The sequence below is a fragment of the Blastococcus litoris genome (genome assembly GCF_003075095.1).
Classification (GTDB): Bacteria; Actinomycetota; Actinomycetes; order Mycobacteriales; family Geodermatophilaceae; genus Blastococcus_B; species Blastococcus_B litoris.
This window is the reverse complement of the sequence record NZ_QCZF01000013.1, coordinates 62,767-79,398: the sequence shown is the minus strand read 5'-3', so window position 1 is coordinate 79,398 and position 16,632 is coordinate 62,767. Positions and strand designations below refer to the sequence as shown.

Sequence of the window (16,632 nt, the reverse complement as noted above, 5' to 3'; positions counted from 1 at the left end):
TCACCGGCGGGCAGTCATTGCGGAAGCCATCCGAACAGCAGCATGAGGTGGAGCCTCGCCGGTGACGCCCGCGAGCGCCCCGCCAGGGGTGACGGAGCACCTCATTACCGCAGATGCATGAGGTGTGAGCCCTCGTGATCTTGGAATCTCCAGCGCTGCTCGGCCCGGGGCGGTCGCTCCGAGAAGCCGGGTTCGGAGGAAGCCTCGCTGGAGAGCCGGCTGAAACCCCGAGCTTCTCGGTGTCCTTGAAGGCGGCCTTACAGACACTCGCCAACCACTGTCCGGATTGGTCCCTCGGAGTGTCGGCATCAACCGTTACGGTCTACTCCGAAAGTCGGCGAGGCTGCCGATGCCGTCGGTTGACCAGTCCATGCTCGGGGGATCGGGGAGAACTTCCTCTTGCTGAATAGGGTTCGAAGCAGCCACACCGCACTCGGCTCCAACCACAGACCGGCCAGGCACCAGACGGGCCAGACCTTCAGCAACTCGTTGGTCGCGCCCGCAGGAATCCGGGCATGACGTCGACCCCTTACGGCGCACCGCGCACCTCGGGCCGAAGCGCCCTCTTCGGGTACGCCGTCCTGCGAGCCAACTACAACCACAACGCGCCGAACTACCTCGACAACTTCACTGGGTTCGTCCTCGACGTGTTGGCTCAACGGCATCCCGAGCCAGTGGACGAGGCAACCGTAGGTCAGACCGTCCGGGAGACATTCGGCCTCACCATCCCCGACCGGGTGGCGGGACTGCTACTCAAGCGCGCCGTCAAGGAGCGCAAGGCGGAGACGGTCGACCGCACGCACTTCTCCTTGAGCGAGAAGGCGCTGGCGGGGGTTGCGAGTCTCGAAGCGAGCATCGCCGAGTTCGAACTCAAGCAAGCGGAGTTGCTCGCGAAGTTCCTGGCCTTCGTTCGAGAACGCCACCCCCAACGCCTCGCTCTGGTCGAGGACGAGCCCGAAGCGCACCTGCACGCCTTCATCGAGCACCAGGCGGTGCCCTTACTCCGCCGGGCCGTTAAGGGACGCCGTAGCGAAGAGACCGACTGGGAAGACCTCCAGGGACCGGACTACCTGGTGGCGGCCTTCATTGCGACCCTCGTCGAGGGCGATGCCCAAACGTTCAGCTACGTCGTAGACGCAGTCAAGGGAGCGATCCTCACCGGCGTCCTTGACATCGGGCCCGGCGACCTGCGTCAGAACCTCAGGGACCTGACCATCATCTTGGACACTCCGGTCCTTCTGAAGGCACTCGGTTACCAAGGCGAAGCCCAGTGCCGAGCGGTTCGCCAGACGCTCGACCTGGCACACGCTCTCGGCGTCACGACGACATGTTTCGAGCACACAGAGAAGGAAATCGACGGTGTCCTTGAGTCCGTCGTTTCCGTGTTGCGAAGTCGAGGGAAGGCAACAAACACCCTTCGGGCCGTCGACGCCCACTTCCTCGACTCGGGCTCCACGCCAGCAGACATTGCTGTAGAGCAGAGCGGCCTACGGGCGAACCTGCAACGCCTTGGTGTGCGCGTCGTCAACCGGCCCGAGGACTACTACACCTACGGCCTGGACGAGACTGCACTGGACGACCTGTTGAGGGATCACCTCCCGGGCCAGAAGGAGGTAACCCGGCGCTACGACGTTCAGAGCATCTCGGCGGTACACCGGCTGCGTCGAGGCTCCAGCCCGGAGTCTTTCGAGCGATGCGGATACGTCTTCATGACCGACAACACCGGACTCGTCGCCGCATCACGGCGGGTTGATGAGCGACATCGCTGGCCGATGGCCATGTTGGACAGCGATGTGGCCGCGCTTCTGTGGGTGCGCGGTCCTGCTGTAGCCGAGGATCTCCCGCGGGAACAACTTCTTGCGACGGTGTACTCGGGCATGCAGCCCGGCGGCCACCTCTGGCTGAAGTACGTCGAGGAGATCGAGCGCCTGCAGCAGCGTGGCGCGGTGAACGACGACGAGGCACTCGTGCTCCGTTCGCGCCCCGAGGCTCGGCGTGCACTCATGGACGTCACCCTCGGTGAAGCCGAGAGCATGGACGCCGAGTCGATCAATACGGTGGTCGAGCGAGTACGCGAGAGTCTAGAGGCTCCCCTCCGAGACGTTATCGATCGCACGCAATCCGAGCGCGACGCTGCACTGCGCTCCGCACAGAAAGCCGCAGCCATAGCCGAGCGCCAGCAGGCCGAGGCCGCCAGGCACGCTCTGACAGCCGAGCATGTATCCGACGAAGTCAGGTCCCTCCGTAATCGCCTTGCGGGCGCGGAGGAGGAGCGCAGGGAACAGAGTCAGCGCCTGCGGGCTCAGGCGCAGAAGCGTGCGCGCCTCTGGAGCATCGCGTTTCTGCTCTTCGTGGGGGGAGCACTAGCCATCTTTGGTGGCCTTGCGCTGCTCCTCCCTTACCTAGGTGCACACTGGCCCGCGTGGATCGGCATTGCAGGCATTGTGAGCGGTGCTGTGATCTTCGTGCTTGGCGCCGTACGCCACGTCGTTGGCGGCAGCATCAAGGACTGGCTCAAGCCGATGGAAGAACGCCTGGCGGTACGGCTGGAACGCCAGGCCCGCGAACGGATGGGGCTTCCGCGGGAGCCCTCCTAGTGGCGCGGTGTCCCTGAGTGGGTCGCTCGGGGACAGTTGGACTACCCGTTCAAGTCGGTCGCGCGTCAGCTTGCCCTTTCCGTCACAACAAGTCTCGGCACCAGAGATGCAAGACGTGTGACGGCTCATGATCTTGATATCTCTGGTGAGCTCAGAATGCGAGAGCTCGGCGGAACCTCGCGGGGCATCGCGATCGGCGGACGCGTGACGATCGGCGGACACGTGACGGTGTCCGGGGGAGTGGTTGCCGGACGGTGACGCCTCGATCTCGCGCGGTGACCTGGAGAGAGAGCGCTCCGCGTCAGCGATCCCTGCTACAACTCGGCCATGACGAAGGCGCCCGAACCGTCGAGGCATCAGGAGGTGAGCTCGACCGCGCGGCGCATCCTCGCGCTGGGGGAGTCTGGTCGCTACGAGTTCAAGCGCGACGTCAACGTCGTCACGCCCAAGTTGCTTGCAGCCCTTGCGAACTGGGTGGCCCTGGACCCTGCCCGTGAAGTCGCCTACTTGTTGGTCGGCGTCGAGGAGGCCGAGGACGGAGATACAGGACTCGTCTACGGCCAACCGTTCGGACTGCCCAACGGCCTCGATAAGGGCGTCGCCCGCATTCAAGACATGGCGAGCAAGACGCGGCCGATACCCGTTGAGGTCTTCATCGTCGAAGAGGGCGTCTCCACGACAACGCCTTTCCTTCGGATCGAAATTCGGCCCACCATGCCACCACACTTCGACGATGAGGGTAGACGCCAAACACGCCAAGGACGATCGACTCGGGCGCTCACCGACGACGAACTGCTCCGCATCTACCTCGATCGTGAAGCCGGCAGCTTTGCGACTCGCTTCCGGCAGACGACCACAGAGTTGCAGTCGGCCGTCGGTGTGGTCGGCAACCAGGTGGATCAAATCGCCGAGGGCATCGAGAAGAACATCGCTCAGCCGATCCAGAATCTGACCGCGACGACACAGGAGGCCGCCCATGCCGCCAGCTCTGCGGCCGACGCGGCTGACTCCGCCACGTCCGCTGCCGACACCGCTGCCTACGAGGTAGAGCACGTCCAGCGTCTTGTCCGCGATCTTCAGGAAATGGTCGAGACACTCCACGACGACTCGCCTCGGAGCCTCGCGCATCGGGTCATCAAGCGACGTCGGAAGGTCTGGTGGAACTTCACCGTCGATACCTTCGAGCACACGTCCGTGCGGGCAACACGCCTGGCTGACCGTCTTCGCCAGCTTCTTGCCAGCGACGTCTCTCTCGATTCCGCCCGCAATATCTGGGAGCTCGCTGTCTGGCAAGACTTGCTAGATGACCGAAAGTCGCAGCGCGGCGAGCGCGGAACGCAGAAGTGGTGGGAGGCAGCGATCAAGGAAGTCGTGAGTTTCATGGAAAGTCCCGCGTACGCAGCTCCGGACCTCCCCGACCTGCGTGCGGCAATCCAAGCCGACATCGATGCCGAGATCGACGACCCCGACAGTGCCACGAACCAATTCCGCGCTCAGTTGGACCGGGACTAGTTGGTCGCGCCGCACGCGGCTGTCGTTGGTGCGATCTAGTTCCGTAAGTGAACCTGGCGTTGGCCCGCGGTGTTAGAACGGTTGCGAGAGGCGCTTCGCCCGTCCACACGAACCGGCGGGAGCGAACAGGCGCCGGTTACTTTGGGAAAGGAACTCGCCTCCGCTGCCATGGCTCCAGTACAGACCGACAGCTTGCTGTTAAGCAGCTTCGGCTCGAGGTTCGACGCCACTGACGCAACTGCAGTGTCGGACTTCGTACCTATGCTCATCTAATGCGTCGCGCTTACATCTCGCCCCATGTTGACCTGCGAGAGTCCTTCGGCCTCGCCAAAGCCTGGGCGGGCAGCGAGCCAAGGGTCACCATCGTTGGCCCGAGCACGAGTGCGATTGAAGCCTCGCCCTGGTTGGCGCAGACCGGGCTGCCCATCGGTACAACCAGTAACCGCCACAGTCGGTACACGGCACACGCCCGAACCGGCATCGTTATCGCTTGGTGCCTCCACGTTGACGAGATCTTGGACCTCGAGCGTCGCTCCGAACTCAGCGGCCTCGCCGCCGTCCGTGGCCACAACGGTCATGCGCCGTGGATCACCGCCCATGATGCAGAGCTTCTAGGCGGCGAGCCCGTTCCGCGGGTGCCAGAGGCAAGTGCCGGCATCAAAGCCATGATCGACGGCATCTCGCTGCTGCCGGTGCTTAATCAGGGACTCATCGATTCCCGGGAACGATCCATGGCTGTCCAGGCCCTCACCTACATGCGGGATCATGGTCACACGCTTGTCCCAGACCAGCTTGCCGTCGAAGCCATCCGCCATGGATGGCCCGGAACTAGCCCCTTGGAACTGGCGGACCTTGCCAGGCAACTCAACGCCGGTAAGCGCCTCCGCTTTGGGCAGCGACTTAGCGCGAGCGTGCTCGCGAAATGGGCGTCGACCGGAACGACATGATCACGGACGGCTGGAGGTCGTCGAGCCGCGCTGCTGCCGACATTTTCCGCGCAACGCGTCAGCCTCGGAATCCAGGTACCGGCTCGAGGGACGAGCTGAGGTCAGAGATGGTCGCGAGGTGGGTGCGCCGAGGCGCCTGAGCCCTCGGCTATCCCGTCAGCTATCGGGCGCTCCTGCTCGCCACGATGACGCTCGTGGGGGCCTGCGAGGCCAGCGCCGTCCCGTAGCCAGCCGCCGAGGCCGACCGCGTCGCGAATCGCCTCGTGCCCCCCGGTCTCGCGTTCCCGCGGCGGCGGAAGCGGCAGACCGGCCAGAGGGTCGTCGTCCGGATGGTGGAACAGTGCCCGTCTGGCGCCCCAGGTCGTGGCCTGGTTGAACAGGCGGGCGAACCACGCCGTCGGAGGCACCACGTTGTCCTCGCCGGGTTCAACGGCACCCATGAGCAGGGCGGTCCGTCGAGAGAGTGGGACGAAGATGGAGCCGGCGGTGACGAATCCGATGCCTCGCCAGGGGTCATGATCTTCCGCTGGCACGAGTACGACCGGCGTGTCGCTGGTAGCGAGAGTCTTGCGTTGGAAGTGGAACACGTCCCACCGCCGCGCGAGGAACGAGGTCGCCGCCCGCTCGATCAGATTCCGGATGCTGCGCAGATGATCATTGGGATGCCGTTCCACGGCGTAGCTGTCGAAGTCGCTGATCTCTGCCCAGGCTTCATCCAGTTCCTCGTCGCTGACCGTTCTCCCACCGCGCTCCATCTGCGCCCGCAGTGCTCGCTTCCCGCCGAGCGCCACGTGCAGCTTGAAGACGGTGTCCTGCACTTCCGAACTTGCCTGGCGGGACGCTGGTGAACGAAGGTGTTGCGCTGCCGCCCACAGGGCGATGGCCTCCCTGTCCTGGCTGGACATTGGCCAGATGCGTTCGTCCATCAGTCGCCGGAACGCGCTCGCTGCCGTTCCTTCTATCTCGCCGAGGGCGGTCTCGAAGAACGTGGACGTCCTCTATCTCCGGAGTCGTCCAGTCGGCCGTCGGATTTACTGCAGCATGCGCCAGACCGGGGGAGGGTCGCAGTACGGTCCGGCGCCATGGCGCCAACACCGAAGCCTCCTTGGTCAGTTGGCGTTGTCGAGACCTTGAGCGGTGTGCTGGCGTCGACGGAGTGGCCGGGGCTAACCGGGCCAGAGATCGGGACCCTGCTTGCCCAACTCGGTATCGAGGACCCTTATCCGGGGATAACGAAGCGCAAGCGCCTGGCGCACGCCCTTCTCAACAGGCAGACGTCGGACCGATCGAGCCATCGCTTGGTGACCTTCGTCGTCCGCTCCCTCGACCCCGCTCGGTACATCAGCGACCCCAACCGCTTCGTCGCGCTCCAGCAGGGCGTCAACGAGGTCCTGTCGATGGTCGGCCTGCGGGTCAACGACCAGGGCCAGATGGCAAGAGCCAAGCAGGCCCGGACGCTGGATGAGGTGGCGGAGCTGGCGGGCCGCCTGCGTGGCGAGCTGAATCGCCGAGGCGTCCACCCCGAGGTGACTCGCTACTGCGAGGAGGAGCTGTTGCGCCGCTCGATCTTTCACGCCGTCTTCGAGGCTACGAAGGGCCTGTCGCAACGGCTCCGCCAGCTGAGTGGCAGTGTGCTCGATGGTGCGGAGTTGGTCGACGCCTGCTTTTCCAGGCTGAACCCCGTCATCCGGATCAACGCGCATGTGACCAAGAGTGAAATCAGCGAGCACGCTGGCTTTGCGAACATGCTGCGGGGCATCGCCGGCACGTTCCGCAATCCGCCGGCCCATGCCCCGCGCACCGAGTGGTCCGTGAGCGAGGCAGATGCACTCGATCTGTTTTCGATGCTCTCGTATCTCCACCGTCGTCTTGACGGAGCGACGGTCCGCTCCAGCAGCTAACCCCCTCGGATCGCTGGGTGCTATCATCGCCGTATGACGATGAAAGCCCAGGAGGGTGTCACGCCAGACGCCCCTCAGATCGAGACGGCGGCCCTGTCGCCGGCCGCCTCCCTGTTCCACAGCCTGTCCGATCCCACCCGCCTGGCGATCCTGCGGCACCTAAGCCTCGGCGAGCACCGTGTCGTCGAGCTGACGGCGCACCTCGGCCTCGCCCAGTCGACGGTCTCCAAGCACCTGGCATGCCTTCGGGACTGCGGGCTGATCGACTCCCGTCCTGTCGGTCGGGCCTCGATGTTCTCGTTGACGACTCGGGACGAGCTGCTCGACCTGCTGGGTGCGGCTGAGCGCCTATTGGCTCTCACCGGCGACGCCGTTGATCTGTGCCCCACGTACGGTGCGACGGGCCGCGCGGGGGACGAGGAGTGATGAGCGAGCAGACGACGCTTAGCCCGGCCGAGACTGAGCGGCTCACGAGGCGGGGCCTGCGCCTGGCGCAGTTCACAGTTGTCTACAACGTGGCTGAGGGCGCCATCGCGATCACCGTCGGCATCCTCGCTGGCCTGGTGTCGCTGATCGGCTTCGGCTTTGACTCGGGCATCGAGTCGGCTGCCTCCGTCCTCGTTGGCTTGCGCCTGGCGGCCCGGCTGCGCAACGGCGAAGCCGACGAGGCCAAGGAGCGCCGTGCCCTCAAGGCCGTGGCGATCACCTTCTTCGTCCTGGCCGCCTACGTGGTCTTCGAGGGGGCCCGCAGCCTGATCGAAGGCGAGGCGCCGGAGAACTCCATCGTCGGCATCGTCTTGCTCGCCGCCTCGGTGATCATCATGCCGTTGTTGGCTCGGGCCAAGCGCCGGGTCGGCCTGGCGCTCGGCGGCGACCAGCTGATCTTGGCCGACGCCGCCGAGACCAGGATCTGCGTGCTGCTCAGCATCTCGACGCTGATCGGCCTCGTCCTCTACGCCCTGGTCGGCTGGACTTGGCTCGACCCGGTCGCCGGCTTCGTCATCGCTCTGTTCGCCATCCACGAGGGCCGGGAAGCCTGGGAAGGCGAGCTCGTCGAAGACGACGACGACGATGACTGAAGCAGCTTCGGCTGGTTCGCCCCCCGCGACCGATCGGTCCGGGGGGCGGCGAACCGGGTCGATTCGTCTGGTGCTCGCCGGTATAGCGCTCGTCTTGGCGGCGACCGATCTCGGCCTCAAGGCTTGGGCGCAGCAGAGCCTCGGCGGCGGCCGCACGGTCGACCTAGGAGTCATCGACCTTCAGTTGGCCTACAACTCAGGGGCAGCGTTCAGCCTTGGCGCTGGGCTCCCAACTTGGCTCGTCATCGCCGTACCAGGCGTCATCACTGCCGGAGTAGCGGTTTTTGCTTGGCGAGCGGCCGTCGACGCTTGGTGGCCCGTGCTGGCGGGACTCGCGGCGATCGTGGCCGGCGCAGTCGCCAACCTGGCTGACCGGAGCGTGGACGGCTTGGTGACCGACTACCTCCACACCGGATGGTGGCCGACGTTCAACCTCGCCGACGTCTTCATCACCCTCGGCGCCGCTACGGTGGCCCTCGCTCTCTTGCGCTCCGACACCGCTCCAGCCAGGCGTTAGGACCAGTCATGCCGAGCGCCAACCGGGTGCGCCTGGGCATGACCTGACGTCAGTGTCGCGTTGGAGCCGCCGCGGCCGTCCGGACACACGAAGTGCTGGACGACCACGGCCGTCGCTCGCCCCGGTGCAGGCGTCGGCACGCATCGCATACATCGACGACCGCGTGAGACCGGACCAGCGGGTGTGTCGCTGGGGCGGTGAATGCCGGTCCCGTCGCCGGTGTGTGGGGCTGCGTCTGACTTCGGGACTGCCTTCTCCAGTACTTCTGCAGTGCCATCCACGGGTCATCCGTGCGATTCCGCCGCGCTGTGCCGCCCGGCCCATAGGTGAGGAGCCGGAGAGAAGCCGGAGACCCCGGACCGAGCGCGGTCCGTTGTCCTCGCTCTACGGGTAGGGGTATCGGCGACTCGCGCACGACCGCGCCCGCCGGATCCGATGGTGTCAGCGTGCGCCTACCAGCCACCCACTACTATCGCCCTTCGTACGTCGTTCGAAGGCTCGTTGCTTGGAGAGGTGATCCCGTTGTCCGCCGCCTATGCACTGACAGCATGGCGCGGCCGCGGCGCATGGCAGGTGTCATCCCACTGCGCTGCTCCGGACTCGTGGCCGCCGGCATCCCCGTCGCGTTGACGATCGCCGGATGCATCGGCGACGCCGGGCCGGTCACTGAAAACGGTCCCCGCAAGCGGTGCGATCGCGTCTCAGCCGACGGCGGGTCCAGCACCAACGACGGAAGTGGATGCGACTGATGGCGCGGCCCTACCTCGGCGGCCTGTTGGCGCTCGCCGTGCTCGCCGGTTGTACTACCAGCACGCGTGACGACATCGGCTCGACGTCGACTGACGACCGCACAGTGACGCCGGCAGCGACGGCGCCGCGCTGCGAGGACCTGCCTGAGGAGGTCGCCGGAGCGAGCGTCGACGCGCTTCCTCCGTTGACACTGGCTTGCCTTGGCCCCGGTCCGGATGTCTCACTGAACCGACTGACCGGACGGCCGACCCTGCTAAATCTCTGGGCTACGTGGTGTCTGCCGTGCCGGGAGGAGATGCCCCTGCTGCAGGAGGCCTTCGTCCGCTACGGCGAGGACATCCGTCTCCTCGGCGTGGACACCCAGGACAGCCCCGAAGGCGCCGCGTCATTCGTCTCCGATCTCGAGATCGGCTACCCCCATGTGCTGGATCCCGACGGTGAGCTCCTCTCGAGTCTGGGCGTTCGCGGTTTGCCCGTCACGCTTGCCATCGATGAGGGCGGACGCATCGTGGCGAGGTCGGTGGGCCAACTCAACGCCGAGGAGCTGCAGCAGCTGGTCGAGACACTCACCTCCTGAGCGCCTGTCCCTCAGGTGACCCGCTGAGTCACTGCACCCGGCTTTCAGGCCGGCCATGCACCATGCCGGGCGGTCCGGTCAGGGGCGGCCGGCCACCGCGCGTACATGACGGCGGCACCGATCCGAGAGAAGCCTTGGCTTGGCCGGTGCCTTGTGTCAGCGGTCGCTGCTGGCGCCGGGGAGCGCGGCGGCGTACTCACGCTGGGCATCGTGCTGCGCCTGGGTGGGTGCGGTCGCCTGCTGTGTAGGGCGCAGCCGGCCGGCGCGGACGCCGTTGGCGATGACGAGCACCTCGGCCAGTTCATGCGTGACGATGACCGTGCCCAGTCCCAGTCCGCCGAAGGCAGCCAGCGGGATGAGGACGACCAGGATCGCCCCGGACAGCAGCAGGCTCTGCAGCATGATTCGCCGGGCCCGGCGGGCGTGTGCCAGTGTGCGAGGGAGTTGCCGGAGGTCCTCGCCCATGAGCGCGACGTCGGCGGTCTCGATTGCCACGTCGGTACCCATCGCGCCCATCGCGATGCCGACGTCGGCGGTGGCCAGCGCGGGGGCGTCGTTGATGCCGTCGCCCACCATCGCGACCCGGCCGCGGCGGCCCAGCTGCTCGACAAGCGTCGCCTTGTCCTCCGGCCGCAGCTCGGCGTGCACATCGTCGATCCCGGCGGCGGCGGCCAGGTGGGCGGCGGTGCGCGGATTGTCGCCGGTGAGCATGCTGGTACTGATGCCCATGCGGTGCAACGCGGCGACGGCCTCGGCGGCCTCGGGGCGGAGCTCGTCGCGGATCGCCAGCGCGCCCACCAGCTGGCCGCCGGCTTCGACGAGCACCACGGTGGCCCCGGCCTCCTGATGCGCGGTCACCACCGCGGCCAGCGGACCGGGATCGATGAAACCCGGCTTGCCCAATCGCGCCGGCTGCCCGCCGACCAGGCCGGTCACGCCCTGGCCGGCCAGCGCCTGGGTATCGGCCGCGGGTTCAACCGGTGCTTGGTCGGCCGGCCAGGCGGCCAGTACGGCGCCGGCCAGCGGGTGCTCGCTCCGGGCCTCGAGAGCGGCGGCCACGGCCAGCACATGGCTCTGATCGCTGGTCGGCAGGGTCTCGATGGCCACCACGGCGGGCCGGTTGCGGGTCAACGTGCCGGTCTTGTCCAGCGCCAGGGCGCGCACCCCGCCGAGGGCCTCCAGGGCCGCGCCCCCCTTGATCAGCACGCCGGTGCGGGTACCGGCGCCGACCGCTGCTACCACCGTTACCGGCACCGCGATCGCGAAGGCGCACGGCGAGGCGGCCACCAGTACAACCAGCGCCCGCTCGGTCCACAGCTGCGGATCACCCAGGATGCTGCCGAGGACCGCAATCAGCGCCGCCGCCATGAACACCGCAGGCACCAGCGGGCGGGCGATGCGGGCGGCCAGCCGCTGGGCGGCCCCCTTGCGCTCCTGGGCCTCCTCGACGATGTGCACGATCCGGGCCAGCGAGTTCTCCGCCACCCGGGCGGTGACCACGACCTCCAGAGCGCCGCCGCCATTGACCGAGGCGGCGAACACCTCCGCTCCGGGACCCACCTCGACCGGCACCGACTCTCCGGTCACGGCGGAGGTGTCGAGGGAGGTGAGACCGCTCTGTACCCGCCCGTCGGTGGCCAGTCGCTCACCGGGCTTCACCACCAGCACGTCGCCGGGGACCAGTTCGGCGGGGTCGATCTCCACCTCGGCCCCGCCGCGCAGAACCGTCGCTCGGGCGGGGACGAGGTCCAGCAGTGCCCGCAGCCCGCGCCGGGTGCGAGTCACGGCGTAGTCCTCGAGCGCCTCGGCCAGGGAGAACAGGAAGGCCAGCATCGCGGCCTCGCCGACGGCACCAAGCGCGATCGCGCCCAGCATGGCGACGGTCATCAGGGTGCCGACACCGATCTTGCCCCGCCGCAGCGCCCGCAGGGTGCCCGGCACGAACGTCGCGCCGCCGGCCAGAACCGCGCCGCCGGCGAGCACCGTCGAGACGGTCGAGGCAACGCCGCCCTCGGCCAGCCAGCCGATGATTCCCGAGGCGAGCCACATCATCCCGGCCAGTCCGGCGAGCTGCGCGGATCGCGTCCGCCACAGCGCGGTCGGCTCCTCTTCGCCGTCCTGGGCAGGGGCCGGGGACGAGCAGGTGGGATCGCCACATCCATCCCCGATGGTGGACGGCGTCTGCGCGGCGGGTCCCGTCGGGGCGCAGCAGGCGCACCCGTCCCCGCAGGCATCCTCGGACACGACCGGCCCACTGGCGGGCACGGGGCTGGCCGGCAGTCCGAGGGTGACCGGAGTGTTCCCGCCAGTTCGGCCGGCCGGACGGCGATCGTCGTCCCCACCACAGCACAGGTGGGACATGTCAGGCCTCCTGCAGGTCGACGGCGCCGCCGTGACGGCCGCCGGAGCGAACGATCTCGGCGGACTGGTCGCCGGGTTCCTCGGCGCCGGAGGGGCTCGCCGGCGCCCCGGTCGGCTCGAAGCCGGCGGCGCCCAGTAGCCGATGGCCGGAGTCGGTCAGCCGGTACATCACCAGCTTGCCCTCCCGGCGCGAGGCGGCCAGTCCGGTTGAGCGGAGGACGCGCACATGGTGGGAGACGAGGTTCTGGCTGGATCCGCAGACCCAGGCCAAGTCGCAGACGCACAGTTCCTCGCCGGCCTGCAGCGCCGCCGCGATCCTCAGCCGAACGGGGTCTCCTAGCGCCTTGAAACGGGCGGCGTGGAACTGTGCCTCGTCCAGCTCGGGCAGTACCTCGCGGACCTCCTCGGCGTGCTGCAGGTCAAGGCAGAGCAGGTCGCAGTGGTCAAGGCCCACGGGTACTCCTCCGGGTCTAGCGCTTCGTCCTGCACAACGTTACGACATCGGAACACACGTTGTTATGTCCGGGGGTCGTCGTCGGGGGCGACCGCTGGGCCGCCGTGGAACGCGCCGCAGAGTCAGGCGGCGGTGGCCCAGGTTCACTGATGCAAGACCAGGAATCACCGGACGATGCGGCGGCCGAGTCTGCCGATGGACGACATGAGCGGACATGCCGTGACAACGAGGCCGGCCGACCGGTCACACCTCGGTCGGCCGGTGTCTGCGGTGCAATAGGCGACGCGTGGGCACGGCACAGAGCGCGGACGCGGCGACGAGCAGAACCGGGAGATCGCCGGTTCGGGCGTAGGGGGTGAGGCCGGTGCGAAGGGGGATCGTGGCGCTGAGCAGCTCCGGCGTACTGAGGTCCCCCTGGCCGGCAATGCTGCCGTCTTGCAGCACGATGGCGGTGTAGCCGGTCGGTGCGGCCTGCAGGACGGCGCGGTCCAGCTCCCGGGCTCGCATCCGCGCGGCGGCCACTTCGGTCGCCGGCACCTCCTCGGTCGTGTACGAGGCGGCGTTTGTCGGTACGAGCAGTACCCGGCCGCCCGCGGTGACGGCGGCACGGGCGCGGTCCGAAAAGAAGACCTCGAATGAGATCACTACGCCCAGCGGCCCCGCGGGCGTCTCCAGCAACCCTGGGCCGCGGCCGGGGACGGCGTCCCGCGGAACGAGGGCCGTCATGTCGGAGAGCTGCTCAAATAGACCGCGGGCGGGGATGTATTCGCCGAAGGGCACCCGGTGCACCTTCTCGTATCGATCCAGGATGCGACCGTCCGGCCCCCAGGCGACCGCGGCATTCCGGAAGGTTGCCGACTCCGACTCGGTGACCCCGGCGACGACGGTGGCTCCGACGCGACGAGCGAGTGCCGCGACGCGATCGGCCTCGGAGGTGTCGGTCACTGGTCCGGTGACCCCGATGCTGCTCTCCGGCCACAGAACGAGGTCGAGGCCGGGTGGCAGGTCGTTGCTCACCTCGAACAGCCGCTCGGTGACCGCCTGCTCATCGGCCCTGACAGCGGGGATGCCGCGCGGACCGCCTCCCTGCACTACGGCAGCCCGCAGTTGACCAGCTGGTGCACCGTCCGGCGCAGCGAGGGTTACCCCGGCCGCGCCGACCGCGGTCAGTGTCGCAACGAGCACGAGCGTTCGGATTCGTTGCTCGGTCACCACCAGGGCGGTCACGGCCGCTCCGGCACCGGCGGCCAGCCCCGTGACGAGGAGAGAGCCCCCGAGGGGTGCGGCCGCGGCGAAGGGACCGTCGAGCTGCCCGAGAGCCATGCCCGGGAGCGGGAAGCCCCCGAAAGGAAACCGGCTGCGGACGGCCTCCAGAGCCACGAGCGCCGCCGGTACCGTCCACCAGCGTTGCCGAGCCGGATCGGCCAGCAGCATCGCGCCGGCGAACAGCGCCACCTCGAGCACGAGGAGGGCGGCAAAGCCGGCAGGGTGGAAGTCGATGAGCCAGGAGAGGGTCGGCCCGAAGAAGCTCAGCCCCGCAACCGCCCCAAGGACGAGCCGCTGCCGCCACCGCAGGCCCAGCACCGCCCACGAGAGGACGGCCACACCGGCCGGAGCCAGGTACCACGCCGACCGCGGGGGCATGCTGCCCGCCAGCAGCGCCCCGGCGGCCATCCCGGCGATCACGCGCCGCCAGGCGGGCAGCCACCCGTCACGCACATCGAGGGCGGGAGCTCGTTCGCGCGCACGCCAGGTGACGGGCGGGGCAGTCCACTCCGCCTCGCTCATGACCCGGTCCCGCAGGCCGCCGGCCGGGACGCGACCTCATCGAGCTGAGAAGGAGGCTGTGCTGGCATCTGCCGATCTGCGGCGCGGTCGTCAACGGCAGCGGCGAGGGTGAGCGGCGACCCCGGTTGAGCCAGCTCGCTCATCGGTGCCTTCTCCTCGTCCATAGCGCGCGCGTGGGTCGCGGACAGGGCGCCGGGGTGCCTGCGCGGGATCAGGCGCCTGGCGATGGCCTCGCGACCTGAGGTTCCTGTCGCCCGCCGTGGAACTGGTCGGAGCTCTCGTGCGGGCGCCGATCGAGCCAGCCTGGGCATACGGGCCGTCAGCGTCCTCTCGAATCGCCACCGGTCCGGTCTGTGGCAGATGGGCGCAGGTGGCCGGCCTCGCATGACAGTTGCCGCGGACTCGCCTCAGCCGGGCTGTCACCGATCAGGCTGGTGGAGAGTCCGCGGAGTCGTTGGTGCAAGTCGCCGCCGCCACCGCGAGCCAGTCCCGCGAGCGTGACCGTCGTGGACGGCTCGTCGCCGGAGTGCGGGATGGGCGAGCCGGTGATCCGGGCGAAGACACGTTCTCGGCGTACCAGCAGGGTGACCAGGAGTCCGAGCAGCATGGTGATCGCGCTGACGAGGACTCCGATCTGCCCCGGATCGTGAGAGACCTGCAAGGCCGCGAACTCCCGGAACCCGTCGAACCGGACCACTGTGCCGTCCTCGAGCGTCGCACTTTCCCCGACGCTCAGATTGGCCTCCCCGATCCGGTCGAGCGCTCCGAGCTCGATCTGCCGCTGGTCGAGGGTGAACACGGATTGCGGCTCCCCGCTCTCCAGTCCTAGATAGCCGCGATAGCCGATGACGGCGACCTGCGGGTTCAGCGGCCGCGCGTCCACCGAGGTCAGGACGCCGCCCTGGATCAAGCCGGTCGGTGCGAAGAAGCCTTCGAGGGCGAATCCGTCACCGGAGCCGTCGCCGAGATCGGGCAGCTTCACCACTCCCTCGCTGGCGAACGTGGTGCTGTCGCGGGGCAGGAATGGGGCCGACAGCTGCTCGAAGACCTGGCCGCCGGGGAGGGTCACGGTGAACGAGGGCGAGAAGCCATGTCCGGTGATGTAGAGGCGGTCGCCGTCCGAGCGGAACGGGTCGTTGACCCCGATGGTCGTCTGCCTCGTGGCCGCCCCCGGTTCCGCCTGGACCCCGATGTCGGCGGTGAAGGAGGCCGGCGTTCCGTTGAGTTCGTACGTGGCGCGGAAGTCCTGCAGGTCGAAGCAGAGTGGCGAGAGGGATTCTGGGGCGACCAACGGCCCTGCGATGTGCCGGTCGTACTGCTGGAAGGAGTTGCAGAAGCCATCCCCCTCGGTGACCAGGATGCTGCCCTCGTAGCCCCACAGCTTCCCCCCCGCCAGCGCGACGAGCAGGGCCAGCAGCGAGAGGTGGAAGACCAGGTTGCCGGTCTCCTTCACCCGGCCGCGCTCCGCCGAGATCTCCACGCCCGCATCGGTACTGCGCCGGGACACCCGGAACCGCGCCGAGCGCAGGTCTGCCTCCACCCGCTCGGCCGCAGTCTCCATCGGCAGCCGCACCTCGTCGGCCGTGTGAACCGGGAGCCGGTGCAGATGCCGCGGCACGGGCGGCGGATCGGCCCGCATGGCCTGCAGGTGCTCGATGCAGCGCGGCACCAGGCAGCCGATCAGCGAGACGAACAGCAGCAGGTAGATCGCGGAGAACCACGGGCTGGAGAAGACGTCGAACATCCCCATCGTGTCGAGGACAGGCGCCAGGTCAGGGTTCTCTCGAAAGAACCCCGCTACCGCGCTGGGGGTCAGAGATCGTTGCGGAAAAAGCGAGCCGGGCACAGCCGCCAAGGCCAGCAGGAACAGCAGGAGCACCGCCGTCCGCATGCTCGTCAACCACCGCCAACGGCGCAGCAGCCACCGTCCCATCCGGTGCAGCGGGCCTTGGGAAAAGGTGATCGGCGGCCGTACCGCGCGCGTCTGCAGGTCGGTCACGGCATCCTCTCTGCGGCCTGGCTCCGAACAGGCGCCGCCGGACACGGCCGGGTCCGCGAGTGCTTGCTCACGGCGGCCCCTTCACGCGACTCCGCACCCGGGCGGGTTCCAGTGGTTGACGCCCGACCCAGCGGTGGTCGCCTCCGGCCA

At 68.2% G+C, this 16,632-nt stretch carries 12 protein-coding genes and 1 pseudogene; 8 read left to right on the top strand and 5 right to left on the bottom strand.

Going from position 1 to position 16,632, the window contains the following annotated elements; translation table 11 throughout:
- Window positions 1-515 precede the first annotated feature (515 nt).
- The 3 genes from DCS98_RS21220 to DCS98_RS21210 all read left to right on the top strand — a co-directional run bounded on the left by DCS98_RS21220 (window position 516) and on the right by DCS98_RS21210 (window position 5,056).
- Window positions 516-2,597: an AAA family ATPase gene (locus DCS98_RS21220; protein ID WP_116453466.1), complete on the top strand. Its 2,082-nt coding sequence runs from the start codon at window positions 516-518 to the stop codon at window positions 2,595-2,597.
- A 327-nt stretch (window positions 2,598-2,924) separates the two neighbouring features.
- On the top strand, window positions 2,925-4,109 hold the full coding sequence (locus DCS98_RS21215; RefSeq protein ID WP_164704700.1) for an AlbA family DNA-binding domain-containing protein: 1,185 nt from the start codon (window positions 2,925-2,927) through the stop codon (window positions 4,107-4,109).
- 272 nt (window positions 4,110-4,381) lie between these two features.
- Window positions 4,382-5,056, top strand: a complete 675-nt coding sequence (locus DCS98_RS21210) for a hypothetical protein (RefSeq protein WP_116453464.1) — start codon at window positions 4,382-4,384, stop codon at window positions 5,054-5,056.
- A gap of 101 nt (window positions 5,057-5,157) precedes the next feature.
- Here the strand turns inward: DCS98_RS21210 and DCS98_RS21205 are convergent.
- Window positions 5,158-6,033 (bottom strand): annotated as a pseudogene (locus DCS98_RS21205) (DUF4238 domain-containing protein); the annotation flags it as partial.
- Window positions 6,034-6,357: 324 nt separating this feature from the next.
- Between DCS98_RS21205 and DCS98_RS21200 the strand changes: the two are divergent.
- The 5 genes from DCS98_RS21200 (at window position 6,358) to DCS98_RS21180 (ending at window position 9,880) form a co-directional block, all read left to right on the top strand.
- Complete coding sequence (locus DCS98_RS21200) at window positions 6,358-6,957, top strand: TIGR02391 family protein (RefSeq protein WP_206340380.1); 600 nt, start codon at window positions 6,358-6,360, stop codon at window positions 6,955-6,957.
- 33 nt (window positions 6,958-6,990) lie between these two features.
- Window positions 6,991-7,383, top strand: coding sequence for an ArsR/SmtB family transcription factor (locus DCS98_RS21195; protein WP_116453461.1), 393 nt, complete (start codon window positions 6,991-6,993; stop codon window positions 7,381-7,383).
- The gene (locus DCS98_RS21190; RefSeq protein ID WP_116453481.1) at window positions 7,383-8,036 is read left to right on the top strand and encodes a cation diffusion facilitator family transporter; all 654 of its coding nucleotides are present in this window, start codon (window positions 7,383-7,385) and stop codon (window positions 8,034-8,036) included. Before DCS98_RS21195 ends, DCS98_RS21190 begins: the two co-directional genes overlap by 1 nt.
- Before the next feature lie 70 nt (window positions 8,037-8,106).
- Window positions 8,107-8,553 (top strand): signal peptidase II, encoded by a 447-nt coding sequence (locus tag DCS98_RS21185; protein ID WP_241038547.1) that lies wholly within the window; start codon window positions 8,107-8,109, stop codon window positions 8,551-8,553.
- A gap of 748 nt (window positions 8,554-9,301) precedes the next feature.
- Window positions 9,302-9,880 carry a TlpA family protein disulfide reductase gene (locus DCS98_RS21180; RefSeq protein ID WP_116453480.1) on the top strand — a complete coding sequence of 193 codons (579 nt, stop codon included), beginning with the start codon at window positions 9,302-9,304 and terminating at the stop codon, window positions 9,878-9,880.
- Between the two features lie 156 nt (window positions 9,881-10,036).
- Here the strand turns inward: DCS98_RS21180 and DCS98_RS21175 are convergent, their stop codons facing one another.
- The 4 genes from DCS98_RS21175 to resB all read right to left on the bottom strand — a co-directional run bounded on the left by DCS98_RS21175 (window position 10,037) and on the right by resB (window position 16,482).
- Window positions 10,037-11,932, bottom strand: coding sequence for a heavy metal translocating P-type ATPase (locus tag DCS98_RS21175; RefSeq protein WP_116453459.1), 1,896 nt, complete (start codon window positions 11,930-11,932; stop codon window positions 10,037-10,039).
- Window positions 11,933-12,242: 310 nt separating this feature from the next.
- Window positions 12,243-12,695: an ArsR/SmtB family transcription factor gene (locus DCS98_RS21170; RefSeq protein WP_116453458.1), complete on the bottom strand. Its 453-nt coding sequence runs from the start codon at window positions 12,693-12,695 to the stop codon at window positions 12,243-12,245.
- Between the two features lie 243 nt (window positions 12,696-12,938).
- Window positions 12,939-14,483, bottom strand: coding sequence for an apolipoprotein N-acyltransferase (gene lnt, locus DCS98_RS21165; protein WP_241038545.1), 1,545 nt, complete (start codon window positions 14,481-14,483; stop codon window positions 12,939-12,941).
- 319 nt (window positions 14,484-14,802) lie between these two features.
- Complete coding sequence (resB, locus tag DCS98_RS21160) at window positions 14,803-16,482, bottom strand: cytochrome c biogenesis protein ResB (protein WP_241038544.1); 1,680 nt, start codon at window positions 16,480-16,482, stop codon at window positions 14,803-14,805.
- Between the last annotated feature and the right edge of the window lie 150 nt (window positions 16,483-16,632).

Bases quoted from the DNA above. Each gene is read 5' to 3' on its own strand.
- DCS98_RS21220 (WP_116453466.1), top strand. From the start codon at position 516: ATGACGTCGACCCCTTACGGCGCACCGCGCACCTCGGGCCGAAGCGCC.
- DCS98_RS21215 (WP_164704700.1), top strand. From the start codon at position 2,925: ATGACGAAGGCGCCCGAACCGTCGAGGCATCAGGAGGTGAGCTCGACC.
- DCS98_RS21210 (WP_116453464.1), top strand. From the start codon at position 4,382: ATGCGTCGCGCTTACATCTCGCCCCATGTTGACCTGCGAGAGTCCTTC.
- DCS98_RS21195 (WP_116453461.1), top strand. From the start codon at position 6,991: ATGACGATGAAAGCCCAGGAGGGTGTCACGCCAGACGCCCCTCAGATC.
- DCS98_RS21190 (WP_116453481.1), top strand. From the start codon at position 7,383: ATGAGCGAGCAGACGACGCTTAGCCCGGCCGAGACTGAGCGGCTCACG.
- DCS98_RS21180 (WP_116453480.1), top strand. From the start codon at position 9,302: ATGGCGCGGCCCTACCTCGGCGGCCTGTTGGCGCTCGCCGTGCTCGCC.
- DCS98_RS21175 (WP_116453459.1), bottom strand. From the start codon at position 11,932: ATGATGTGGCTCGCCTCGGGAATCATCGGCTGGCTGGCCGAGGGCGGC.
- lnt (WP_241038545.1), bottom strand. From the start codon at position 14,483: ATGAGCGAGGCGGAGTGGACTGCCCCGCCCGTCACCTGGCGTGCGCGC.